Here is a 26,059-nt window from a genome sequence, read left to right as displayed (position 1 = left end):
CACTTTTTGAAAGGTAAATTTTTTGAATGTCAGATTTGTCGCTCTACTGGCTAAGATCCCTCGAATCCGCTACTATAAAACCAACTTATTCAAAAAGACGCCATATAGTTTAAATATGGCGTCTCAAGTAGTTACTTTTTCACATATTCTTTTGAAACATACCCGATTTGGCTTCCATTCTTTATTTTATACCAATCTCCTTGTTGGGCCAGAATCGTCACAGTTTGGTTTTTCTTTAGCTTTCCGACGATTTTAGAGGATGTATTTGTTTTCTCTCTAATATTAAGTACGCTAGCCGTCACTTTTCCGGTTGTCTTCTTGATAGAGATTTTCTTTGAAACCGTTCTTTGATTATTACTTGCATCCTTGGCAGTGATCGTCACTGTATACGTACCGTTGGACACATTTTTAAAGTTCCAGGTAGCTGATTGACTACCTTTCTTCAGCGATGCCGTATCGGTCGGGGTGGCTATCACTTTTTCTTTACTGTTCTTGACTTGCACCGTAACTTTAGCTGCTTCGCTTATGGTATACGTAATGCTTGCTTTTTCTGTACTGTAATTTCCTGATGTATCAATACTCGTGATATTCGGTGCTGTTATATCCTTATTTACTTTAAACGCTTGTGTTACAGTACCTTTATTTCCGTCTCTATCAGTTGCGGTAATTTCCGCTGTGTAGTTTCCATTACTTACGGCTTTCGTGTTCCAGGCAGCCACCTGACTTCCCTTTTTCATAGATTTCCTACTAATTGGGGTGGCTATCACCTTGCTATTTTTATCTTTAATCGTGAGGGATACGGTAGCATCTTCATCAATAGCATACGTGAAGTTGACCTTACTATTTAGATAATCTTCCTTAGCCTTCACGCTCGTGATTCTCGGTGCCGTTATATCTTTATTCACAACAGGATCAGTTTCAGATCCAGCCGCAGCGTTACTATATTCCCTCACTATACTTGTATTCGGATAATAAAATTCTAAAATCCCCTGATATGTTTGACCCGCTTCTGCTCTGTGTTTTGCTCCATACTGACTTAGTCCAACTCCATGGCCGTATCCAAATCCATCAATTTTAATCTTGGCTGGATCCGTTGATGTTGAATTATCGACTAGGTAACTCTTCATATTACCCAGTCCCACCATGGCCCGGATTTTTGAAGCCTCGACATTCGTAAGGGTGACATTTTGCATTACTAATTTCCCCTTATCATCAGTAAGATCCTTCACATAAAAGTTCATCTGGATTGAACCTTTCGTAACCCGGCCTCCAGATGTTTTATCCGTTAAGGTTAGAACGGGAATTTCCGTTATTTTAATATCCTTTTTAGCATATCCATTATTTTGAAGCCAATTCTTCAGATTAGGAATAATCGTTTTGTCCTCTTCTTGTACGCTTGTCCACCAATCTTCCGGCTTTGATACATCGAGATTCGTTAAATCTATTTGCTTTTTATCCAGAGCTATCATCCATTTTAATTTCGGATCATATGAATCTTCTTTAATTGACAAATAAGCAAGAGGCTCTCCACTTGTCCAAACATTAGAATTTAATTCCGTCATGCCGCCATTGCTCGAGGAAAAGAGTGCTTCGATTAAATTCCCCTCATGCTTGATTACCATACCCGTTGTCTGTTCAACGGCTAAATTAGAGTGGGAGTGACCATCAGCTCCTCCATATACCTGGTAAGAAACCGTATCATTAATCACCTTAGATTGATAGCGAAGTGCATAAGTACGGGCCGCAATTGCCTGTGCTTTTACTGCTTCGATATGCCATAATGCCGGCATTTCCCTTGGAACCACACCCTTTAGATAATCTTCAATATAAACATGATTGATAGGGCGAATAAAACTGCCATCAACTGTAAATTCCAAGGAACCGGGATACGGACGGTTATTGATGGAAAGTAAAGAATCTTGTTTAACCGGAGTTACCATAATGGAAGCAAATATCCCTTTCTTCTGGGAGTTTTTGTACACCACGAGTTTTCCTGACTCTACTTTCACAGTCAGCTCTTCACCTGCCTTGATAAATACCTCTTTATCAGAAGTTTGATAGTCCCCTGTTGCCGTTAGTGTAACACTTGTTTGGTTTCCTAAGAAATTTTCCAGTTTCACTTTCATCGATGTATGCTCTTCGGCTGCCTCTGCTTCATGTGCAGGTAATGTAGAAAAAATGATAAAGAAAGCAATAAAAAGATACTTCAAACTTCTCATTCTAGTTCATCCTCATTTCTTTACCAACCTCTAGATTGATATTCAAAAGATTTTTATATTAATATTGACCCATTTATTAGTCACAACAATTTTACTTTGACATCAACTATGGCTCTTGCGACATTGTACATTGTGATATTTAGTGTAATAGCAATCATAAATATGCTTCTTCATTTTCTGTAAATCTATTTGAATAGCAAACTGTATTTTTCTGATAAAATTCATCATCACCCCAGGTTAGGAGTACTTAATTAACTTTTTATCTCTAAGAATTTGGAGCTTCTTTTAATACACAGAATAGCGAGATGCATAAGAGAGTAACTGATTTTACTTAACGAGAAAAAAATTTAATATCGCTGAGCTCATACGTATAAAAAAACCTCACCGTATTGACGATGAGCTGTGCAAAAATATATCAGCTTGCTTTTTTAATATCTTGTATTTTCTCAGCTTTCCAGATTTCGTTTGCCCACTCAGGGTGGTCAACAAAAGGATTGCGATTATGCTGCCATCTTTCATATATCACATCGTTTCGACGGCGTTCAAAGTCATCAACTGGGTCTAATTCATTCCACTCTAATAGAGTGGAAAATTTTCCATGCAATGCTTTGGGATAGGTATTAACTGTATCTGACAGCTCTAAATCAATTTCTCCGTTATCCCCTTCATAGCGGACAGCCATATAGAATATCATTCTCGCAACATCACCTTTAACACGGTTAGGTGGTTCCCAAGAGTCCGTATCATAATAACATTCACATCCACTATATTTTTTGCCGCCATTATCAAAATCAAGATGTCCCCTAACACTATTTACGGTAACATCCTCGGGGCGTAAATGATGAATATCTGTTCCTGGTCCTACACTGGTACCAAAATCACCATGGGATTTTGCCCAGACATGCTCACGATTCCATTGACCGTTGCCTCCACCATTATTCGACTTTGCCACAGACTTACCAGAGTAAAGTAAAATGACATTGTTTGGGTTTTTAGGATCTTCGTCTGTATCTTTGATTGCATCCCAAACCTTTGCGTATGTCAATTTCGTTTGTGACTTAATAATAGTATGTAATGACGTCTTTAATTCAGACCCGGTCTTACCTTCAGCTTTTTGATAATAGGTTTCAAGCTGATCGTCGGCAGTAACGTTTACTGAGAAAGTAGCAATTGTTTTCGATTCCCACTTGTCTCTTGCAGTGACAGCAACAATATAGGAACCTTTTGTACTAGTTGGAATTGTTAGTATGGACCCTGAGACCGTACCAATTGTTGTGGAATAAGAAAGTGAATCGCTATCTGGATCTGAAAAATGATTGTTTAAGTTTAAACTTACATCTTCTCCAACTTTCACGGAGAGATTATCGATAGTCTTTATTATTACTGGAGGACGATTTTCTTTTGGAATAAAGGGAGAAGCGATCGCTTCTCCTTTTGCATTATAGAATTTTATACCAGAAACATCTATACCTTCTTTAAAAATCCATTTTTGAACATTTTCTGCTCCCCTGATTTCTTTTACATTACTGTTATCAATCAACACTTCCTTGACTTCGGCACCTGAGAAATCAATGACAGTTTCCTTTTTTATTGGACTGATTATGATTTTCGTTTTCTTCAGACCTTCACCAGATAGAGTCGTATCTGTCTTCAGCCAAATTCCTTCTTTGATATTCGAAGTCGCATCAAGTTTGACCAATGAGTTAGGTGTTTCAACTACCAATTTTTTTGTTGTGAATCCGACCAAGTCATATACTTTTTGTGGCTGTGGTGTTTGTGTTGGTTTTAATTCTGTTTGAATCAGGACTGGATCATGGTCACTCGCGCGGCCATCAGCTTCTGTAAAGGATGAATTTATATGGACGATATTCACCTTAGTTTCTGCTGCAATATTATTAGAAACAAGAATATGATCCAGAACTTGAGAATTGCCTTGGTAAGTATAAGAATATCTTTCTTCAAAAGGAACCTTCTCCACCATGTTTGTTAATTCACTGCCTTTTAATGCAGTTAGTGTCTTAGAAAATTCAAAGTCATTGAAATCTCCTAGTAAAACAACATTTGCATTAGCATCTTTTGATTTAATATCCTTAACAAAGCTGTTAACAATACTTGCAATCTTAAGACGTTGAACTTCACTTTTTAATTCTGGCGGCTGATTTTTCCCAAATAGAGGCTGATCTCCACCCTTCGAATTAAAGTGATTGGCAACCACAATAACACTTTCACCGTTGAATTCAAATTGGGCTGCTAACGGCTTCCTGCTTGAAGCAAATGCTGCATTTGTCGGATCGATTCGGCCTGGGTTTAATGTAAGCTTGCCATCGTTAAAGCCGACCGACTCTGTAGCTTTTCCCTTTGTTCCTTCAGTAAGCGAAACAGTACCTTTTTTATACAAGAAACCTACTCGGATATTTCCACCTGGTGCTCCACCATCTTGCTTATCTTCTGGAGCTATATCAGTAAATAGATACTCTGGTCCACCTTCTGCTTGAATCTTGGCAACCAGCTTTTTAAAGCTTTCAGTCGCATCTGTAGTACCACTATCAGCCTCACCATCATTATCCTGCATTTCTGTTAAACCGATAATATCTGGCGTCTTCAGATTCTGTACAATGGCTTTAGCTAATTTCGTTAGTTTTTCATTGTCAGTTTTAGTTGAGAAATTCTCCACATTATAAGAGGCAACTGTCAGCTTCTTCCCATCCGGTTCAATAGAAGTAACTTCACGCTTCGTTCCCCCATCTTGTAGTTCAGGTAACTTATCCTTATTTGTCAACACTTTGAAGTTACTATAACCGTAGCTTACAACACCCGTAATACTTCCATTAAAACTATCACCCGTTTTCGCTACATATTTATCGTTATCAAATTTCAGATGAATTCTTTCTGGGTGGGTATCTGTTTCTGTAAACTTGACTCCACCAGCAGAAGTAGAAGTTTCCATGTTCTTAGGAATAACAACAACTTCCCCATACTCCTGTGGTGCCACAACCTTCGGACTATCAAGCTGAACAAGCATTCCCTCTAAACTTTCGTAAAAATCAATCCCGTCAACTGCTGGATTAAAAACAGTCAATCCATCACTATCAATCTTCCCTGTTGGCGGGGTACGGTCTTTGCCAATTACAATTGGGTCAGGTAAAGCCTGTCCATTTTTTTCAACCGTAATAGCGGATGCACTAATTTCTGTTACAGGAAGATCCGTTGTTGCTTTTTCGGAATATCCCTCCATCACATACTCTTTTACCGTTCCGCTTACTTTGACCACATCGCCAATCTTAACGCCATTAGCACTTTTATAAACAAGAATTCCCTCGGAAGTGTTTATATCATTATCAGGCTTTTGATCCTGAATAAAGAAATTATTATTATCAATCGTGGATACGACAATACCCTCTATATCTGTTACATTTTGATTTAAATATGGAGAAGTATGTCCAGCCCCTTGAATATCATGAATTCGGACATCACCTTTTGAAATAGTGTAAGTAAAAGTCGAAATGTTACCATCCGTTAAGCCACTTTTTACCGCAAAAGTTTTTAATGTCGTAGCTTCATTGATTGTAATTGGTTTGGTATAGACAGCGCTGCTTTTCGTAGGCTCCTGTCCGTCAGTTGTATAATAGATTGTTGCATCAGCTGTTCCTGAGGTCAGTGTGACAGTTTCACCTGCTTTAATAAATCCTGTACCAGGTGTTGCAACTACAGTTTGTACTTTATTTGCATCTTGGATAATATCAAGTGTACTTCTTGGAATTAATTGATATACGTCTTTATATGATCCCAATACACCTGTAATTGAATCATATGTTGTACCGACTGAAAGAAGCGTTGCATCTTGAGGGCGTAATGTAAGGGACTCTCCCTCCCCATCCTTTCCAATAAAGGTTCCGTTTGAAACAGACTCAACTGTTACATCTTTCACCGTTACAAGCTTAGCTTCCTTGCTCTCTTCAAATTGAGCAGCAGTCAATTTTTCTGCAACAGGAATACTTTCTTTTTTAAGAATAGTTACATCTGCTTTTTGAACATTTAACTCCAAGAGTGTATTATAATCAGCTAGCGTTCCTTTTGCGCTGATTTTATCTCCTGCCTCAACAGCTAGGTCTGAACCATAAATAACAATCCCTGCTGTGTCATCCTGGATATAGACTGTATTATTCGTGCCTGATGTAAAAACTGCCGTAACGACTCCAGAAGTAAGGGCTGAACTGCCAATGGTCATTTTTCTTACTTCGGCTATTGATTTAAGTGATATAATTTTATATTCAAACGATGCTATATCGCTATTATCCAAACCTGATGCTAAAGCAATTGCTTTAATTGTCATGTCTTTTGTAATAGTTATCGATTCTGTATATTGAGTGCTTGAACTCGTAGGAGTTGAACCATCAATTGTATAATAAATGGTTGCATTTTCAGTACCTGAGGAGAGCGATACTTTTGTTCCATCTATCACCCCGCCAGCAGCTACACTGGCTTTGACAGCTTCTACTTTATTAGGAGAAGTTTCTTCTATGAAGTTCGCCGCAGATAAATCTTTTAGGCCCGGTACTGAGAAATAGGCTGTGAGAGTTCCGGTGAAAAGCACCTTCTTACCCAAATTACCTGGATTTGTCTTTAGTCCGTAAGTAGCCCGATAAGTACCGCTATTTTTCAATTCTACCGGTATTATTTTACTTGGGTCTGTTTCGTCAGGAGAATCGGCAATCGCTAGATTTGTATCTCCTGCAAATTTTGCCGGGTCTTTAGTATATTTGTTTGTTGCTGTTGTATACCCCACGATATACCCCTGCACAGTAGCAGTTCCCGAGTTATTAGCAATCGCCTCTGCAACAGTAATTGGCTCAGCAGCTTTCGTAACGATAGAATTCATTGGTGCAAAAAAGCTTAATATCAATGTGGAAATTAGAATAAGGTTTATCTTTATTTTCCAATTCTTTCTTTTCATTGAACACTCTCCATAATTAATATATTTAGCAAAGGAAAGCCTCCAGCAAAGCCGCTAGAAGGCCTTCCATAAAACTATTAGTCTATGAAATATGTGTTACCAAGAACAGTTACATTTTTAAGAACTACCTTATCAGCGTCAGTGCCCTTCAAGTGAAGATTTCCTGTGATTATAGCATTTTCGAGACTAGATACTCCTGTTATATCGACTACTATACTGCCTTTATGAGTTTTAGGGTCCTCTGCTGTACCATTGAACTCACTTGCTTTCACTTCTGTTTTAGCTTCATCGATGATACGTCCTTCAAGAACTGGGGCAATTTTTTGGTCTTTCTGTACTTTGATATAATCTTGCAATACTTCCCAATCAACAAAGCCTAGCTCACTTACACGTCCTTCGCTGTATGCTTTTGCGAACATTGTGTAACCATCACCGCCTTTAGCAGTGAAAATATTCGTAGCAACCTGATAATTTTCATCATCTTTTAATTCTTCAAACATTCCATCTTTATAAACTTCCACACTTTGCACGCGAGACCCGGTGGCTTTTGTGTGGTCATATGTGAACCGTAGTCCGGAAACCTGCAGAAAACCGCCAAATGCAGAAGGAGCATCCTTCACGCTTAATTCAAGGGCAGATTTAATCTCTGAACCTTTTAAATCCATTACTCCCAATGAGTTACCAAAAGGAAGAATCTCAAAAATGTTTGCTAATGTAATGTTTCCAGCCTTAATTGTTGTACGAACGCCGCCTCCATTTTGAAGGGCAATAACTGTACCTGGTTTGTATTGTTGTGCTTTTGCAAGCATTCCGTCTGCAATAAAGTCACCCAGATTCGTTTCCCCTGTACGTGCTGCCGGATTTCCACCAATTAAGTCTACATCAGCGATGCCCACTACAAATTTCTGCATATCGTCGACCGCTGGCTTGTATTTAGTATTAAGGATATTTAAGGCTTCCTCATCATCTTTAATAACATAGGATTTATCTGCATTTTGTTTATTTAAATCTATTAACTTACCATCATTAGCAATAACTTTTCCATCTTTATCGAACTCTACATCCAATTGCCCTAGATAATTGCTATATTCATTAGCCTGAACAATGACAGTAGGCTCTGCTCCTGCTTCTGTATTAACAACAGTTGGTTTTTCTAATTTATCATGGGAATGTCCGCCGACAATTACATCAATTCCTTTTACTTTTTCTGCTAGAGTCAAATCGTTATCTCCACCGCCATCATTAAAGCCAAGATGGGTAAGTGCAATGACTTTATTAACGCCTTGTTCTTCTAAGCTATTAACGGTTTGCTGGGATTTTGCAAGATATTCTTCAAACTCAACCCCCGCTCCCGGGCTTGAGATATCTTTTGTTTCAGCAGTTGTAAGACCGAAAATCCCAACCTTTTCCCCATCAATACTCTTCACGATACTGCTGTATATTTCACCGCTTTTTGCTGTTTGTGTGCTTTCTCCCTTAAAGTAAGATTTGAGATACGTATCATTTGAAAAGTTAACATTTGCACTTACAAATGGAAATTTTGCATTTTTAACAAAATCAGCCAACTTTTCTGTACCTAGATCAAATTCATGGTTCCCAAAAGTCATTGCATCATATCCAATTAAATTCATGAACTCAAGATCAGCTTGCCCAGTATATTGGTTGAAATATAGTGTTCCAGAAAAGACATCTCCTGCATCTAAAAGCAAAGAGTTTTTGTTTTCCTTTCTTACTTCTTTAATAGCTGTAATTCGCCTAGCGATATTATCCAAATGTGCATGTGTATCATTTGTATGCATGACTGTTAATTCAAAGTTCTCATTAGTAACAGTAATTGTTTTGGTTGCCGAAGTTTTAGTAGCTTTGTGAATTAATGTTACGTCTATTTGGTCTCCTGCTTTCAGGTCATTCGCTCCATCAACTTTTGATAATACGAGTTGACCATCAGTGTTTGAAACTTCTTTTGCTCCTTTAACCCTTACTTCAATAGTCTCAAACTTTGTTACATCTTCACCATATTGGTTAACAACCTTATATCCAACGCTAACTTGCCCACCTACAATTGGAGCTTTCTCAGAAAGGATTTCGATACCTTTTACTTTTTCATCTTCTGTTTTAACTGAACCAGAAACTACTTTGTCTTGAGCTAAACCAGATACGTTAACTACGTATTCACCTTTTGTAATTTTAGATGTAAGTTCGATTGTTGCTGTTTTCTTGTCTTCGCTGAAAGTTACTTTTGAATCGTTAACTATACGTCCGTCCTTTTTCAACTCAAATAATGCTTTTGTATCATCAACAGCCTTGTTGAATTTAACTTCTAAGGTTTTAGAAGTGATCGCACTCACTTTCTCAACTTTAACTGTAGCTTCTTTAACTACAACTGTAATTACTAAGTCTTTTGCTTTGTTACCATTAGAGTCAGTTGCTGTGTAAGTTACTTTGTATACTCCGGCAACATTAGTATCAATTTTAGTCGCTCCTTTTGGCCCTTTAATTTTGTATGTTACGTACACTTTATTAAGCTTGTCTTCTGCCGTTACTTTAGGAAGCTTGAAATTTTCTCCCATTTCTACTTCGAATTTAACTTCACCTTTGTAAGTAAATTTTGGTGCTTCTTTGTCAGTTGCTTGGTCATATTTAGTTTGAACTTTTTTTGCATAGTCTTTAATTGCTTTGCCTAAGTCTTTTTTAGTATCTACTTTAATTTTCGAAGCAGTTTTAATTCTATCCGCTGCTGTTTTTGTATCTCCTTTATTCAGCCAGTACTCTGCTTTTTCATAGTAATAGTAAGCTTTGATTTCTCCTTGCAAAGCAGTTTTAGTAGCTGCTGTGAATTGAGCGTAAAGAAGTTTTTCAATTTTCGCACCGTATACAGTGTCTTTAATATTTTTGTCTGTTTTTTTAACAGAAGCATCAAGAGCATTGTATTTATTCTTTACATCTGTTGGCTTTTGAGCAATCGCAGCAGCGTTTAGTTTAGTGAGATCACTTTTAAGCGATTTTTTGGCTTTTTCAGCTGCTTTGTAGCCTTTTACATAGCCTTCAGCACGTGTGATATATTTTTCGTAACCTTTAAGTTCTTTGTAATAAGCATCTTTCTTAGCTTTGCTATTGCTTGAATTCTTTATTGAATTCTTCACATTCGTGTATTCTTTTTTAGCAGATTTAATTTGTTTTTCAACAGTTGTCACATTTGCTAATTTTTTAGCGTCGAAGTAAGTGCTAAATGGTTTTTTCATTGCTGCTTTTGCATTTTTAACTTGAGTGGCAATGCTAGTAGACGCCTCTGATTGTATTGGTGCAACAGCAGTGAATGCTGATGCGGCAATTGCAGTTGCCGTTGCTAGTTTAATTGCTTTCTTCTTATTCATATAGAATGTGTTCTCCCTTCCAATATCTAAAATAGTGCACTAGGTACTAATAGAGTAAAAAATAACAACGACTTACGAAACAAACAATTCAGCACTAATTAACCCCTTCACAACTCCTATTTTAAGTACCAATGTTAAAAACTAGTTCTATAAAACTATATAAACACAATCATTTTTTACCAATTTATCCTTGTAAATCTACAATAATACAATTATTTTGAAATTTCTACCTTTATTATAATAATTTTAAGTTAAAGTTTTTGTTATTACTTCCAATTATCTCTCTTATTAATCAACTATAATTTGTGATGATTTATTATTTCATTAATTAATATTTAAAAGAGTTTTGTTTTTATATGTTATCAATTTGTAATAGGAATATAGATACATAAAAAAGGCACCTACTACCAGTAGGTGCCTTTCCTTATTCATTTCAAGTATTTCTTCAAGATCGGTTTCATTTGATCGACAGCTAAATGGCTCCCGCCGCGTCCTTTTACATCTTCAATCATCCATGCCATAAGAAGTTCTGGATCTTCCGTGTCCATAGCGACGAACCAGCCGTTTTCTGTTCCGTTGGAGTTTTTGGAAGCCTTTATTTCAGCGGTTCCTGTTTTGGCTGCGATTTTGATGCCAAGATCATTTATGCCATGACCGCTTCCCTTAGGATGTTCCACTACTTGTGTCAACATCTTAGTGATCTGATTCGCTTGATCAGCTGATATGACTTTTTCTTTCCATATTTTCTTTTCAGTTTTATTGCCTGTTATTAACGAAGGCTTAAGGATGTTTCCTTCATTTAAGAATGCTGAGTACGTCATAGCCAAATGAAGCGTACTCATTTGAATTTGCGCTTGACCATATCCAGCATCTGCCAGGCGCCCTTCACTGTCCACTTTACCAATGCTCGATGCCTTGATCGGGTAGTCGTAGTCCAATGCATCATCAAAGCCAAATGCTTTGAGTCCACTTGTGAATTTGTCCTTACCAAGGCCAAGTGCTTTTTGGGCAAAATAAATATTATCTGAATAAATTAACGCTTTTTCCATATCGATTGCTACACCGGGATCAGCGACTCTTGTGATGGAATGGTCTTTCCAAGTCGACTTGGCCCACGTTTTCCCTTGGATATTGATTGACTCATTCGGATCCACACCATTTTTCAAAGCTATCGCCGCAGTTATTGCCTTAATAGTTGAACCAGGTGCAAAGGTTGAACTGAATCGATTCAGAAGCGGCTTATCCGGATCTTCTTCAAGCGCTTTTTGTTCGGCTTTTGTTATTCCGAATATATATTTGTTAGGATCAAATGACGGGCTTGAGACAAGCGCCAGCGTTTCGCCGGTCTTTGGGTCAAGTGCTGTAGCTGACCCTGCTTCTTTTTCGTATTGCTTAAAGATATCCTTTTGAAGCTCAGCGTCAATGGTTAATGTAATTGTTTCTCCTTCTTCAGCTGGCTTTTCAGCTATGACTTTTTCTTCGCCATTTTCTGTCTTAATATAGATTTTACCGCCTGGCTTTCCTTTCAGACGTTCTTCTAAAATTTCCTCGAGACCACGCTTGCCGATAACGTCACTTGCGGTATAGCCCTTGCCTTTCAATCTTTCCAGGTCTTCCGCTGACGCCTCACCGACATATCCGATTAGGTGGGCAGTTGCATCTTTATAGGGATATATACGATCCTCTGTATTATTGACCGAGACCCCAGCAATGCTTAACAGTTTTTCCAAGGTTGCGGTGTTATCGGATGACATTTTCTTGATAGGCACAAAATAGCTAGGCTGCACCCATGATTGGTTCAATTTCTGATTCACTTCATCCGTAGACATGTTGAGAATTCCAGCAACCTTCTTAACAGTCTCAGTTTCATTGGCCATTTTCTCTGGTACGATTCCTATTTCTGCAACGTTACCATTCATTGCAAGACCACGTTCATTTCGATCAACAATTTCTCCGCGTATTGCCGGGTACGATTCAACTGAAATTTTTTCATTAGCTTCTAATTCAGGGAAGATATAGCTTTCATCCCACTTGACGTACCAATTTTCTTCCTCATCTCCCTCTTCTTTGACAAGGGTTGCCTTATGATCAGAGCTAATCGCTCCCGCCATTGTTTCCATATCAACTGTATAGGCAAGATTTACTTTTTTTGCATCTTTATGATTTTTTTCTTCTTTTGGCTGTTTATAGTCCACTTTTAATTGGTCGACCTCAATGCCCTTATAGATTTTTTCATAGCGCTTCGCAAATTCATCTGCACTGACTTTTTCCTTTGTATCAGATGACAGATACTCATACATCTTCGTATAATCCTGTTTATTCCAAAGCTTCGTGTAAGTCGAAAAGCGCTCTTCTGGACTAGGCTCATCCGAGCAGCCTGCCAAAAACAATACGCTCATCAACAAAAAGCTGGAAACTAATGCTAGTTTCTTCATGATTTCCTCCTAATGAATAGTTAGAATGGTACACATATAGTTTATCAAAATATTAGAGAAATGGGGGAATTTGTATGACTAATTTCTTCATTTTACTAATTTCCCGTGTTTATGCTAAAGCAAAAGTCCTGTACTTAAGTACAGGACTCCTACAATTAAAGCATTTTCTTTTTTCGACTCCTTTTCTCTTGCAGCCATTTTTTCAGGAAGAAAAAGCCCAATAAACTGGAAATAACAAGACCAGTTGTCGTTACAAAGACGGCCACCCATTCATATATGGTGTAATTCAAATACTCTTTCCATGTTACTTTCCCTTTCCAATCTTCAATATATAGATTCATCCCGAAAATTCCGGAGATAACGGTGTAAATCGTGAGGATTTGCAAGAGATAATTACTGCTTTTCCCAGCTAGTTTATCCTGATTCAGATAGAGGTAGGAAAGTGTTTCCTTTACTTCTTTATAAAGCGGGGCAATCCTAAAGGTTTCATCCGTCATTTTAAATAGCTCTTTCCCAGTGGCCGTACTGTTGACTTCGGTAAATAAGTATTTTGAGGAAAAATCGGTGATCATGAAGATTAGCTGTTCTGTACTTGATTGGTCTTTTTCCACATCAATTCGGGAGTGTTCATGTGCCAATTTCAGAAGTACTATTTTATAATAGAAGTAAAGCAACACCGCATAAAAGTGCTGGCCGTACATTTCGCTTGCGAGTTGCTGTTCAAGCTTGCCTGTCGCTTTCGTGACACAGGCAAAATGATACACGCTTGTTACATAATAGGTTTCCTTCGCCCACCTGTCATACACCCTTTCCTGATAATACCGTTCGATGTAATCTGGATTTGTTGCACCGATATAGGGTTCACCATCACTATCATACCCATTCAGATCACTTGCACGGTACAAATCATTTTTAGAAATATTACGATACTCTGGGAGTGCAATATAGCTAATTACATACATTCTTTCATCGATAAAAAAAGGTAAGCTTCCGAAATAAGACGGATCGGCTTGTTCTTCGTCCATATACTCTTCCAGCGGTGGAAGTAACTCTTTGAAGATAAAATCCTTCACCTGTTTATATTTATTTTTCATACAGCCGATTTTCGTTTTCTCTTCGTCATCGGCAATTGGTTCGAGGATTCGGAACGTGTCGCCAAAATAGAGCACATCATTGTATGAAAGCCCCTCCGGCAACGTAACACGGAGATTCATCATGCCAATATGAAATGGGCATATAAAGATATCAATTGAATTAATAATAAAAGGGGTATTTAAATACGGTGATTCGAAGGTGCACCCAACATCCAGTTTTTTTGTAAAACGTCGCAATCCTTCCTTCTGCTTTGAACTGCTTGGAAACAAAATCGGCTCAATGTACGGCATAAAGTATTTTTCTAATTTACGGTGTAAAACTTTGTGGTCTCCATAAAATCCACCTTGCTGATTCATATCTTTCAAGTTCAAAAATACGAAATTGTCCTCTAGCAAATTTTCCACAAAAGTTTCAATCTTATTTCCCTCAAGTGTGAATGGAAAGATAAACTGCTGAAAGGAACACTTCGTAAGATCATTTTTATTATTTATCACATTCATCATCTATTCCTCCGCTTAAACCGGGATGGTCCAGGTTTAATTCATCTTGCTTCTTAATTTTTACCCAGGCATACAAAAACAAAACGAAACATATTGTAAAAATAAAGTGGACAAAGTATCCTCCAACAAAAAAAAGATCCCCCAAGCATGAGCCTGGGGGCCATCGAAGAGAGTCTTTCAACTCTCCTCACTTTAGGGTACTAGAAACTGATGTTTCTAATGAAAATCCGATATTCGGAACATTTTAGCATTTATTTTTAGTAGTATAAAACACGAAAATACACCCTATTTAAGCATTACAGCCTATTAGATGGTAATAAATTCAATTATACTGAGATTTTCAGACGAAAATATAACTATAGGAATATTTAAGTTTTCCCTACCTTATCTTTAATATACGGTCCTACTCATCCGTTAAATTCACGTTTTAGATGAAATGAAAAAGGGTAAAAACCCAGAAAAGGAACGACATCATGAAATCCAATAACAACAAATATCAATTCATATTAATTGAAAAAAACACCTCAAAAACAAGTGACAGAAAACGAATGAGTGAAAATGTCAAAATTCTCAATTAAACAGTAAAAGCTCATGACACGTATATGTCATGAGTTTTTACTGTTTAAAATGCAATTTCATTTCCCAGATGGTTGTGCCTTACGCACTTTTTGATACCGATTACGTCCAAAAAATGTTGAATTTTCTTCATAGATGTTGCCTGATATTCATCTACTATAGAAAATTCTTTAATATAAGCGATTTTTTCCTGTATATCTGTATCTATATTATCTTGGTTGTATCCTTTTTCGTTTGATTTTTTGCATGTGTATACCACAGCTTCACCGATCTTTTTGGTTGCCTTATCAAAATAAAAAGAAAACACAATGGCACATTCTTCATCGTAAAAAGAGGGCTGAACTTTCATATTAATATCAATCATTAACCTTACACCTCTCTCCGTTTTGTTATTTATACTATAACAAAATTAATAAAAGGAAATAGGCGTTCCAAACTACGCTTACGTTTCTTCTACCCGTACCAATTGGACCTTTTATTCCCAATCCGTAGATAATTATAACTAAAGGAATATGCGCAAAAGAATAATCTCCAAAAGAACAAAAAAAACATCTTCGAATGAAGATGCTAGAAAGAGCAAAATTAAAGTTCGATTCTTATTTATATAAGCCTGGAAGTTCTGCGTATAGGCCTGGTAATTCGTTTGGAACAATCACAAAAGCAGCGATGATAAGAAAAGATACGACTAATGCTTTAGTACTTTTTTTCATAGGTCATTCCTCCTTTTTTACAAAAAAATATTGGTTAAAATAGAAATTAATTCTATAGTTATATTTAACCACACTTCTTAAAATCATATATATCGACTACAGAATCTATTTAAACCGTTAAGGACAGGTACATACAGCTTTTACCGATTTTTCATAACAAAATATAACTCTAGGCATATTTTAAGGAGAATCAAAATGGATTTTTTTGCAGTTGGACAAAAAATAAAAGAACTACGCAAACAAATCGGACTTTCACAGGAAGAGTTAGCATCCGGTATTTGTACACAAGCACAGATTAGCAAGATTGAAAAAGGTGATGTCTATCCATACGCGTCCACTCTCTATCTAATTTCTCAACGCTTAGGAGTGGATGTGAATTATTTTTTTGATATTGGCATGACACCTAGACTGGATTACGTAGAAGAAGTGATCCATCAACTAAAAATAGCCAGAAGAACCCGAAATTATGAGGAAATGCAACAAATTGTGAAGACTGAGGAAAACAGTCCACTATTTCTTCAGAACAAAAAGAATCATCAGCTGATTCTTTGGCACAAGGGCATCTATGAATACGAAAAAAATAAAGATCTAGATAAAGCTATTGAATTTATTAAACAAGCCATTGCTATTACTCATACTACGGATAAAATTTATTCGGAACGGGAGCTCGAAATTTTAAGTAGTCTCGGAGTGATGTACGTAGCCGAAGAACAATACGAAAATGCGTTTGCCTTGCTTCAGAAGGCACTTGATCATTTGAAAGCCCTTCCTATCCTAACAGATAAGACGCTAAAGACACGTTTATCCTATAATTTTGGTAGAGTGTTAACACGATTAGTCCGATACGAAGAGTCTATTACATGCTGCCGCGATGCGATAAAATGGTGCTTGGAACATGATCAATTATATGCTTTAGCCGATTTACATTACCATTTAGGCTACAACCTTGAACTGGTAGGTAACTATAAAGAAGCAAAAGAATATCTAGAAAAGTCTGCATTTCTCTTCACGTTACAAAAGAATCATACATTTGCTACGTTTATCAACAAAAGACTGGATAGTTGGAAGAATGAAATGAAAATAAACTAAAACTATATTAAAAGGCCATTCCCCACACGGGAATGGCTCTTCACATTTACGAATTCACAAAGCAAATACACAAGCTCTCATGTCCATATTCCAAAACCTGTATTCCTCCATTTCAAATTCCAAGCCAAAATGAAGTATAATAAAGAGATGCTTCAAAAAACCACTCGGGAAATGGGATCTGACCCCTGTCCCATTGCTCAAAAACCCTGTACTTTCAAAGGTTTTCTGGTCTTTTTTATGGATGGGAAATAGGGTCTGACCCCCTCATTACGTATTCTTCGTAGTTTTGTGGGGTTTGAAAGTAATGAAGGATTTGTGTGGGGTTGACGTGCATATTTGGTTTCCCTATTTGGAAGGCTTTATAGCTGCTCCACTTATATTCAGCGGGGTTTTTGACGATATTGGCTTTTACAGGGTTTAAATGAATATAACGGCTTGTAGCAGTGAATTGTTCGATTGATTCGATTAAGACGGAATGATAACGGCCTTGGAAAAGGTGTCCATCGTGGTCATGACGCCTATTGAAGGAGATAGCATAGCGGGAGTTCAACTTATGCATAATATCGCTGATGGGGTGCTGCATCGTTTCGAGGAGAAGATGAACATGATTGGTCATTAGGCAATAGCTATGAAGCTCGAAGAAATATTTTTCTTTCGTTTCCTTTAAATGATGCAGATAACGAAGTCGGTCCTTGTCGTCTAAAAAAATGTTACTGTGGCGATTGCCACGGCTTGTAATATGGTACATCGCACCAGGGTACCATATCCTCGGTTTACGAGGCATAAAACATCATCCTTTCCTATTCCGGGGAAATAGGGTCTGACCCCTATCCGGTGTTGTTAAAGTACTGATAGATCAATGATAATACAAAAATATAATTTCGGGAAATGGGGTCTGACCCCTAAAGGAGGAGAGTATGGAGCGGGAGTTGTTGTTTGTTGGGGAGCGACTGGCAGGATTTTTGGATGCCGGGAATTCGGATGATTCGGATGTGGTAAATCAAGGGCTTCAATTGTACCGTCAGGGGCTTGTTGATCTTAAAGAGGAAGCGGTGGATACAATTACTGCTGAGGTGCAGGATGTCACTCGCTATAAGGCAAGGTTGAATCTTCTCTTCCCTCAGGATGGAAGCTGTACATGTGATTCCAGGTTTATTTGCCGGCATCAAATGGCGGTTTTCTTTTCTGCGTATTCGGAATACGCTAGTGTTTCCGATTGGTTAAGCGAATGGAACGCACCAAAGAATACCACACCCGCCCAAGCTTTACAGCAAGTAAAGCGGGCAAGTGAATTACTTAAACAAGTAGAGGAGAAATCCATTATCTTAGATAAAAGCTATCCATCATGGAAGCAATTCGTGAACGATACCTTCACGGAACAAGTAGAGCCTCATTTAGGCGCACCAACTTATGTGATTGAAAATCACATACAGACCTACTTTAAACGTCTCAGCTCCAAGGCCCCCATGGAACGGGAATGGAAGCTACTTTATCATTTTGTTACACAATTTTGCACAATGCAGCTGACACTGAGAATGATTCAGTTACATAAAAGTCAGACGCAAACGATCCGTGTCTTTTATGCACTGGCCGTCGATCTTGCAGAAGAGCTGCATGAAACGGTACAGCCGCTTAGTCGACAGGCACGCCCCTTTGCCTTTGATCCTTTCGTTTTCAGCATCAAAGAAGATGTAGCGAAGCTACTGAATGGCGGGGAAGGCCTAGAATATGAAAAGATCGATCTCTATCGGGAGATTTGGAGCTTTTTGTTCACCACGTCCTCATGGCGTAAAAAGGAACTCGAACGGGTCAAGAAAGAACTTCCAGAACAGTATTTAGGTACGACTGAGCGTACCTCCTATTCTCTAGCAGCGATTCACCTATCCCTGCTAGAGAATCAGGATCATCAGGCGATTGAACTTCTCCATGAATTGAAGAAGGAAGCCTGTCCGTATATCTTTTATTGGCTGACTCTCCTGTCTGAATCAGACAACCGTTCACGGGCCATTCCTTTCATTGAGTTCATCATCGCTCATGTACAGGAGTTTTTGGAGGATCTGTCTGATTATTATCAGCGGGTGGATTTCGTTCGGACCTTTACGACTTTGATTAGCAGCTGCTGCTATAAGTTAAAGCGGACCGATTTGCTTGAAAAATTTTACCGGGCTACCCTTCCACACAGCTATTGGAACTACGCAAATTTCCTTTTTGAACAAGGACAATATAAAAAATGGGTGGAGATGCATATTTACTCAGATATCAGCATTGATTTAATCAGCAGTGAATCCATTAAAGAAGTGGTCTCTAAGGAACCTGAACTAATCCTGCCCCTTTATTACCATGCGGTTCAGGAAAAAGTGTCCTTGAAAAACCGTCCTGCCTATAAGCAAGCTGTTCGCTATTTAAAAAAGATGCGCACTATCTATAAAAAGAGTAAAAAAGAAGACGTATTCGAACGCTATATTCTATATGTAGCCGATTCAACGAAACGGCTACGCGCTTTCCAAGAAGAACTAAAAAGGGGTAAGCTAATCGATGTTTAATCCAGGAAAATTAAAAATCAAAATAGCGGCTCTCGAAAACGGAACCTACGTCCTTGGTGTCGTCAATGAAGAGAATAGCTTTCTCAACACGAATTATATTCGCAGACTGTTATTTAATTGGGATGACGCCAGCTTTTACGGTACTAAAATGACGACCGATACGATAGAAGGAAATCCAGTTTTCATTCTTGACGCTTGGGGTCTGCTCAATTTTTTTGCGAAGGAAAGCTTTAACTCCTTCATTGAATGGGAGTGGTCCGAGATTTCCTCCCTTTGCCTGTCTGCAGCACCTGTTCTCCATGAATCCATTGAAGCAGGGATTCCCGTACCGGATTTCACTAATTTACAGTTGGACTCAATCGGCTGGAAGCTGCCGGAAGAAGTAGAGGAGGAATTTGTTCCTTCCTTTTGGGAAGAAGAAATCTCCTTGGACCTTCCTACACATGAAATGGAAACCAATCGAACTTTTATCGAGAAGTGGTATAATGGTGCCGCGAATATGTATTTAAAAAACTACTCACCGATGCAGCATAAATGGAGCGAAGCTGTCGGAGCATTAAAGGATTCACGACTTTCTCCTGAAGAATTGCAGGCCTTTTTCGACAAAGACAGCTGGCAGGAGTGGCTCGGCGCCCAGCATGATCCTAAACCATTCACTATAGGACTTCGGTTAACTGAGCCCCCGGATGGTGATGGACCTTGGATACTCGATGTCACCCTTCGTTCCAAAAGAGATGAGAATATCATCGAAACATATACAGGAAAAAAACTGCCGCGTGGCTGGAATAAGTACGCAAGCGATGTGGTGCGTGCTACTAAACGCTGGCAACTCGTCGTGCCCTGGCTTGGAGAGAATGGTCGTCTAAAAAGAGAGCTTTCGGAAACCGACGCATGGGAGTTTTTGACCGATGCTAGCGAAAAATTACTGTTTCTTGGTGTTGAAATTCTCCTTCCATCCTGGTGGCTAGCCCTGAAAGAGTCCACTCTCAAGGTGAAAGCGAAAGTAAAAAGCCAATCGAATCGGGGCCCCTCTTACGTTGGCCTTAAAGCTTTAATGGACTTTGATTGGCGGTTCTCCCTGAATGGTAAAGAGCTCACTGAGGCGGAGTTCGAGGAGCTCGTCAATGAAAAACGCAGACTCGTTTATATTCGTGGCCAATGGGTTAAACTCGACCCAGCTTTCATTAAGCAAATTCAGGAACTGATGGAAACAGCCAATGAAAAAGGTATTCAATTGTCGGATTTGCTGCAGCAAGAGTTATTGAACAGCACAGAAGTGGATGGCGATGATGATTCAGAAAACGACGAAATGCTCCGAATTCAATTTGAATTGAATCAGGAGCTTCGTAAAATGGTGGGAAGACTGCAGGAAACAAAAAACATTTCCATCCTGCCCATTCCTAAGACACTTCAAGGCGATTTGCGTCCCTATCAAAAACTCGGCATGAGCTGGCTGCTTTTTTTAAGAGAGCATGGTTTTGGAGCTTGTCTTGCAGACGATATGGGGCTCGGGAAAACCGTTCAGATGATTGCCTACCTACTTCATGTGAAGGACACTGAAGGAGCCCTTAAGGAGCTCCCTATTGCCTCGAAGGATGAACAAAAGAGTGAACCGATCATTGTCGACGAAGAAAGTAACACGGAGAGCAGCGATGAGGTAGAAATAATTACCTCCATTCCAGAACTTGTTTCAGTTCAATCAGCCCTTATCGTCTGTCCAACATCCGTTCTTGGCAACTGGCAAAAAGAATTAGAAAAATTCGCGCCCACACTTAAGGTTCATCTTCATTACGGATCTAATCGAGCTAAAGGTGAAGCCTTTGCTAAAAAAGCAGCGGGCCATGATATCGTTTTAACTTCATATGGCCTGACCCACCAAGATGTGGCTGAACTGTCTTCCATCCATTGGAGCAGTGTCATCCTTGATGAAGCACAGAATATCAAGAATGCCCAAACAAAGCAATCCAAGGCGGTTCGCAAGCTTAATGGCAGTCATCATATCGCCTTAACGGGTACGCCAATGGAAAACCGTTTAAGCGAATTATGGGCAATCTTTGACTTTATTAACAAAGGCTATCTTGGAACACTTGGTCAATTCCAGGAAAAATATGTGGCGACCATCGAACGTGAAGAACAGAAGGGTAAAATCAAGGAATTACAGCGCTTGATTCAACCATTCTTGCTCCGCCGGACAAAACGTGATAAAGAAGTCGCTCTGAATCTTCCGGATAAGCAAGAGCAAAAGGAATTCGTTCCGCTTACCACCGAGCAAGCATCACTGTATGAACAGCTAATCAAGGATACCTTTACTGATATCGAACAGCTGTCGGCCTTTGAACGAAAAGGTATCATACTGCAAATGCTTAATAAACTAAAGCAACTTTGCAATCACCCTGCTCTTTATTTAAAAGAGACGGAAAAAGAAAACATCCTGAAGGCACCTAACCGCTCTGGCAAACTTGAGAAACTGACTGAGCTTGTCGACGCTGTCCGCGAACAAGATGAAAGCTGCCTCATTTTCACGCAATATATTGGGATGGGCAAAATGATGAAGGAATTGTTAGAAAAACGGTATGGCTTTGAAGTTCCCTTCCTGAATGGGAGTGCGAACAAAAAGCAACGTGATGATATGATTACTCGATTCCAAGATGGAGATTTTCCAATCTTCATTCTATCGTTAAAAGCAGGTGGTACAGGACTTAATTTAACAGAAGCAAACCACGTCATTCACTATGATCGCTGGTGGAATCCAGCTGTTGAAAATCAAGCTACAGACCGTGCCTATCGAATTGGACAACAGCGGTTCGTTCATGTTCATAAGTTAATATGCACAGGGACACTGGAAGAAAAAATCGACCAGATGCTTGATAAAAAGCAAGCACTAAACGACGAAATTATCAGTAGTGACAACTGGATCACTGAACTTTCCACAGAGGAAATAAAGGACTTAGTTGCACTTCAATAATGTACTCACACTCAAAAAAACCTCTCACGATACGAAGAATGAATGAGGGCAGGGTGTTAGCTTATTAAGACATATAAAAAAAGGGAGAATACATATTCGAGATGTATTCTCCTTTTTCATTCAAAAAGCGCCGATTAATACTGCAATTTTTACCTCTTAAAAACCTTTCATAGCTAGCAAACTAGTCTATAACTTTCTCGGATCCAGTTTATTTTAAAGCAATCCTTTGACCCTGTTCATTCATCAAGGAACCCTTCTTCTAATAGCGTAAGGAATGATTGCAACACGGAAGATACACATCTGGATCTATGATAGATAGCATGACTCTTTATAAATCCTGGTACTTCGATTGGCTTGAACGCAAATTGGTTTTTTTACAATTCTCTTTCGCAACACGAAGGCACTAGTGGAGAAGAATATCATTTAGAAAGAAGGGGTTTGAGTTATCACCAGAACTGGAAAGGGAGATAATGAAAACAGATCAATACTATCCTGTAAGGCTAAAACATGAATTTGCATAGTTTTAACTGCAAATAAGAAAGGGAAAATTGCATTTCCCCCTTAAATATAGATTACCCAACTGGGTAATCTACTTCTTTTCCAGATTGGTTAAGTTCGAATTCAGATGCCATTTATCTGTTTCAAAACATCGATTTCACCATATAGAGAGCCGTAATCCAGATGATGATTGCAGAGGTTTTATTTAATATTCCAAGGAATTTTCCAGATGTATCAACCTTTTTTAGCAATCGTCCCGCAAGACATAATCCATGGAACCAGCACCATGATACCACGATGCATGTTGCCGTGAAAATCATTTTATCCGTTCCGGAATAAACAAGTGAACTCGAACCGATTACACCTATCGTATCTAAGATTGCATGTGGATTCAGTAGTGATACGGATAAAGCAAATACAATTTGTTTTTTGGTGGACATCTGTATAGTTTGAGCATCTGACCGTGAGTTCGCTTTGGCAAACCAAATCTGAAAACCCATATACAATAAAAATATAACTCCGATTATGATTAATGTAAGACGCAACCAATCATATTGCATGACAATCAACGAAACACCTAGAATAGCTAACAGAATGAGTACTGTATCACAAATGGCAGCTGTGATCGTTGCAGGCAATGCTTTTTTTAAGGTAGGTTGGGTTGCTCCTTGATTAAAAATAAATATATTTTGCACTCCTAATGGCAGTATCAGCCCTAATGCCAATAACAATCCATGAAAAAATGGTCCCATACGAATACCTCCCTCCATTCATATTCAGTATAATGAAAAAAACAAGGGGATTGACCATCCATTTGGTTGGTTTTCAATCCAACCAATTTATAATGAATATAGAACATGAAAGGAGTGGTTTTCGTATGTTTATCGAATGGAGACCAAACCGGCCGTCCAACCAATCTCTTCACCAACAAATAGTAGATTGGATGAAACAACAAATTACACGAGGGGAATGGCCAGTTGCTACCAAGCTTCCATCACAACGCTCATTGGCCGATTCTTTTGGCGTAAACCGAAGTACCATCATTACAGCTATAGATGAGTTGATTGCAGACGGACTATTAGAAACTAAGGTTGGGTCTGGCACATTCGTTTCGAATAACACATGGAATGTGCTCGTCTCCAGCAAACAGCCCGACTGGAAAAACTATGTCCGGAATGGCCTTCATGAACCTAATTTAAAAACGATTCAGGACATTAATCAGTATGAAACAGACATTGCCATCATCAGATTAGGCACAGGCGAACTTTCTCCATCTCTATTGCCTACAAAAAAAATCGAAAAGACGTTGCAATCCACTTCTTTTGATGCCCACTCATTAGGTTATTCTGAACCCAAGGGTGATAAAAGGCTTCGCCAATGTATAAGTGTTTATTTAGAAACAAAAGGGGTCAACGCAAGCCCCAGCTCCCTCATGATCGTTTCTGGTGGGCTTCAAGCACTCCAATTGATTTCAGTTGGTTTACTTCAAAAGGGATCAATGGTTTTACATGAATCCCCTTCCTATATAAATTCTGTTCATCCTTTTCAATCTGCGGGTATGCACTTAGTAGGCTTATCAAAACAAGGCCGAGAAAGTATTCCCACACAAATAAAGCGCATCAATGGAAGGAAGAAAGCGTCACTGTTTTATACTGTTCCAACGTTTAACAATCCAACCAATACTACATGGACAAAAGAGGAAAGACTAAACCTCTTATCCATGTGTAAAAAAGAACAGATTCCGATTATTGAAGATGACGTATATAGTGACTTGTGGTTTGAAAAGGAACCGCCGCTACCTATTAAATCCCTTGATACAGATGGCCTTGTATTGCACATTGGCAGTATGTCCAAAACATTAAGCCCCGGATTGCGCATCGGATGGATTGCTGGTCCAATAACTGTGATTGAACGTTTAGCAGATATTAAAATGCAAATGGATTACGGGTCCAGTGCTCTTTCCCAACACCTTGTGGCAGAATGGTTAGCAAGTGATCAATATTCAAAGCATTTAGAGTGGCTAAGGCATGAGTTGATAGTACGTAGAGATTTTACATTAACTCTTCTCAATCAATATTTTAAGGGACTGGCTGAATGGCAAATACCTCAAGGCGGATTTTATATATGGTTAAAATTATGTAAACCAATTGTGAATCCAAACCTTTTCAAGCAAGCGCTAAAGGAGAACATACTCCTTAATCCGGGGTACATATATGAACCAAATAACAATACACATTTACGGCTTTCATATTCTTACGCCTCGGAGGAACAATTAGCTTATGGTATTCAAACCCTCTCAAAGATCATTCGGCGGTTGATTTAAATTCTTGAAGGATTCAGAAAGCCGACTCATCATGTTGAGACATAAATGGGAGCTGCCTGCAGCCCCATTCTTATTGACTGAACAATCAACAGGCAGTGGTAAGGAATCTTATCGAATTACTTCTCGAAAGTCACTAACCTTTCACTGCTTACTAAGAAAGTTAAAGAAGAGGATATCATGGAGTAGTGGCTTTCCTTTTTGCGTCCCACTCTTTCGGCCTGACTATGAAAAAAGAATGGTAATTTCCATGATTGATCATTATATGCTCTAGAATTGTAGTAAGCGCCTCTCCCTTATTCAGCTGATAATCCTCTGAAATTTCCTCAATGGTGATTTTTTCTTGATGAGGGTCATATTTGATTGATGTTTTAGCAATACCCTTTTCAAATAGCGAAAGGGTAACCTCCTGACAAAGCGGATAATCGTGATAGGCTAAATCTGTGCGGGGTACTTTTTCAAATGGAGAATTAACATGTTGAAGTGTATCAAAGAAACTCGGTTTTGTAATTGATAACTGGTCACTTGCTCTTTTTTCAAATTTAATGGTAATTCCGCGACTATATACCTTTTTGTTCAAACCCTTTTTATAATTCATAGATACCCTCCTATTTAGATTGGTTCTTTATACCTAATTCCTTTATCTTCTATTATATTCCTGCCAGAACCCGAAAATAAATATTTTCTCTCATAGATTTCGTTATTGGCATGGTGAAAATACCATAAAGCTACTGAAAGCTTGTCGAAGAAATAAGCTGCTCAAACTTCACCTTTTGAAAAT

General features: G+C 38.6%; 13 protein-coding genes and 1 pseudogene. 4 read left to right on the top strand and 10 right to left on the bottom strand.

Annotated features, from left to right (window positions below; genetic code table 11):
* Positions 1-131 precede the first annotated feature (131 nt).
* From AKG34_RS23370 to AKG34_RS23340, 6 genes are all read right to left on the bottom strand, one after another.
* Positions 132-2,219, bottom strand: a complete 2,088-nt coding sequence (locus tag AKG34_RS23370) for a SpoIID/LytB domain-containing protein (RefSeq protein WP_053348532.1) — start codon at positions 2,217-2,219, stop codon at positions 132-134.
* A 415-nt stretch (positions 2,220-2,634) separates the two neighbouring features.
* Entirely contained in the window at positions 2,635-7,173 is a 4,539-nt protein-coding gene (locus AKG34_RS23365) for an endonuclease (protein WP_053348531.1), read from the bottom strand.
* Positions 7,174-7,250: 77 nt separating this feature from the next.
* Positions 7,251-10,547, bottom strand: a complete 3,297-nt coding sequence (locus AKG34_RS23360) for a 5'-nucleotidase C-terminal domain-containing protein (RefSeq protein ID WP_053348530.1) — start codon at positions 10,545-10,547, stop codon at positions 7,251-7,253.
* A 428-nt stretch (positions 10,548-10,975) separates the two neighbouring features.
* The gene (locus AKG34_RS23355; RefSeq protein WP_053348529.1) at positions 10,976-12,982 is read right to left on the bottom strand and encodes a penicillin-binding transpeptidase domain-containing protein; all 2,007 of its coding nucleotides are present in this window, start codon (positions 12,980-12,982) and stop codon (positions 10,976-10,978) included.
* A gap of 155 nt (positions 12,983-13,137) precedes the next feature.
* Positions 13,138-14,577 (bottom strand): hypothetical protein, encoded by a 1,440-nt coding sequence (locus AKG34_RS23350; protein ID WP_053348528.1) that lies wholly within the window; start codon positions 14,575-14,577, stop codon positions 13,138-13,140.
* A gap of 622 nt (positions 14,578-15,199) precedes the next feature.
* A complete protein-coding gene (locus AKG34_RS23340; protein WP_053348526.1) occupies positions 15,200-15,517 on the bottom strand; it encodes a hypothetical protein in 318 nt (105 codons plus the stop codon).
* 541 nt (positions 15,518-16,058) lie between these two features.
* Between AKG34_RS23340 and AKG34_RS23335 the strand changes: the two genes are divergently transcribed.
* Positions 16,059-16,952 carry a helix-turn-helix domain-containing protein gene (locus tag AKG34_RS23335; protein ID WP_053348525.1) on the top strand — a complete coding sequence of 298 codons (894 nt, stop codon included), beginning with the start codon at positions 16,059-16,061 and terminating at the stop codon, positions 16,950-16,952.
* Positions 16,953-17,187: 235 nt separating this feature from the next.
* Here AKG34_RS23335 and AKG34_RS23330 read toward each other — a convergent pair whose 3' ends face one another.
* A complete protein-coding gene (locus AKG34_RS23330; RefSeq protein ID WP_053348524.1) occupies positions 17,188-17,736 on the bottom strand; it encodes an REP-associated tyrosine transposase in 549 nt (182 codons plus the stop codon).
* A gap of 133 nt (positions 17,737-17,869) precedes the next feature.
* Between AKG34_RS23330 and AKG34_RS23325 the strand changes: the two genes are divergently transcribed.
* Together AKG34_RS23325 and AKG34_RS29095 are read left to right on the top strand one after the other, a co-directional pair.
* Positions 17,870-19,495 carry a hypothetical protein gene (locus AKG34_RS23325; protein ID WP_053348523.1) on the top strand — a complete coding sequence of 542 codons (1,626 nt, stop codon included), beginning with the start codon at positions 17,870-17,872 and terminating at the stop codon, positions 19,493-19,495.
* Positions 19,488-22,460, top strand: coding sequence for a DEAD/DEAH box helicase (locus AKG34_RS29095; protein ID WP_053348522.1), 2,973 nt, complete (start codon positions 19,488-19,490; stop codon positions 22,458-22,460). Before AKG34_RS23325 ends, AKG34_RS29095 begins: the two co-directional genes overlap by 8 nt.
* A gap of 236 nt (positions 22,461-22,696) precedes the next feature.
* Here AKG34_RS29095 and AKG34_RS29090 read toward each other — a convergent pair.
* Both AKG34_RS29090 and AKG34_RS23315 read right to left on the bottom strand, forming a co-directional pair.
* A pseudogene (locus AKG34_RS29090) lies at positions 22,697-22,834 on the bottom strand (LysR family transcriptional regulator); the annotation flags it as partial.
* Positions 22,835-23,101: 267 nt separating this feature from the next.
* A complete protein-coding gene (locus AKG34_RS23315) occupies positions 23,102-23,710 on the bottom strand; it encodes a LysE/ArgO family amino acid transporter (protein WP_053348521.1) in 609 nt (202 codons plus the stop codon).
* A gap of 125 nt (positions 23,711-23,835) precedes the next feature.
* Between AKG34_RS23315 and AKG34_RS23310 the strand changes: the two genes are divergently transcribed.
* Complete coding sequence (locus AKG34_RS23310) at positions 23,836-25,281, top strand: aminotransferase-like domain-containing protein (protein WP_053348520.1); 1,446 nt, start codon at positions 23,836-23,838, stop codon at positions 25,279-25,281.
* A gap of 175 nt (positions 25,282-25,456) precedes the next feature.
* Here AKG34_RS23310 and AKG34_RS23305 read toward each other — a convergent pair whose 3' ends face one another.
* Entirely contained in the window at positions 25,457-25,876 is a 420-nt protein-coding gene (locus AKG34_RS23305) for a hypothetical protein (RefSeq protein ID WP_053348519.1), read from the bottom strand.
* Positions 25,877-26,059: the final 183 nt, after the last annotated feature.

This window comes from Peribacillus butanolivorans (genome assembly GCF_001273755.1).
GTDB lineage: Bacteria > Bacillota > Bacilli > Bacillales > DSM-1321 > Peribacillus > Peribacillus butanolivorans.
This window is presented reverse-complemented; position numbering and strand designations above follow the sequence as displayed.

Coding starts and splice junctions, on each gene's coding strand:
- AKG34_RS23370 (WP_053348532.1), bottom strand. CDS start 2,219: ATGAGAAGTTTGAAGTATCTTTTTATTGCTTTCTTTATCATTTTTTCT.
- AKG34_RS23365 (WP_053348531.1), bottom strand. CDS start 7,173: ATGAAAAGAAAGAATTGGAAAATAAAGATAAACCTTATTCTAATTTCC.
- AKG34_RS23360 (WP_053348530.1), bottom strand. CDS start 10,547: ATGAATAAGAAGAAAGCAATTAAACTAGCAACGGCAACTGCAATTGCC.
- AKG34_RS23355 (WP_053348529.1), bottom strand. CDS start 12,982: ATGAAGAAACTAGCATTAGTTTCCAGCTTTTTGTTGATGAGCGTATTG.
- AKG34_RS23350 (WP_053348528.1), bottom strand. CDS start 14,577: ATGAATGTGATAAATAATAAAAATGATCTTACGAAGTGTTCCTTTCAG.
- AKG34_RS23340 (WP_053348526.1), bottom strand. CDS start 15,517: ATGATTGATATTAATATGAAAGTTCAGCCCTCTTTTTACGATGAAGAA.
- AKG34_RS23335 (WP_053348525.1), top strand. CDS start 16,059: ATGGATTTTTTTGCAGTTGGACAAAAAATAAAAGAACTACGCAAACAA.
- AKG34_RS23330 (WP_053348524.1), bottom strand. CDS start 17,736: ATGCCTCGTAAACCGAGGATATGGTACCCTGGTGCGATGTACCATATT.
- AKG34_RS23325 (WP_053348523.1), top strand. CDS start 17,870: ATGGAGCGGGAGTTGTTGTTTGTTGGGGAGCGACTGGCAGGATTTTTG.
- AKG34_RS29095 (WP_053348522.1), top strand. CDS start 19,488: ATGTTTAATCCAGGAAAATTAAAAATCAAAATAGCGGCTCTCGAAAAC.
- AKG34_RS23315 (WP_053348521.1), bottom strand. CDS start 23,710: ATGGGACCATTTTTTCATGGATTGTTATTGGCATTAGGGCTGATACTG.
- AKG34_RS23310 (WP_053348520.1), top strand. CDS start 23,836: ATGTTTATCGAATGGAGACCAAACCGGCCGTCCAACCAATCTCTTCAC.
- AKG34_RS23305 (WP_053348519.1), bottom strand. CDS start 25,876: ATGAATTATAAAAAGGGTTTGAACAAAAAGGTATATAGTCGCGGAATT.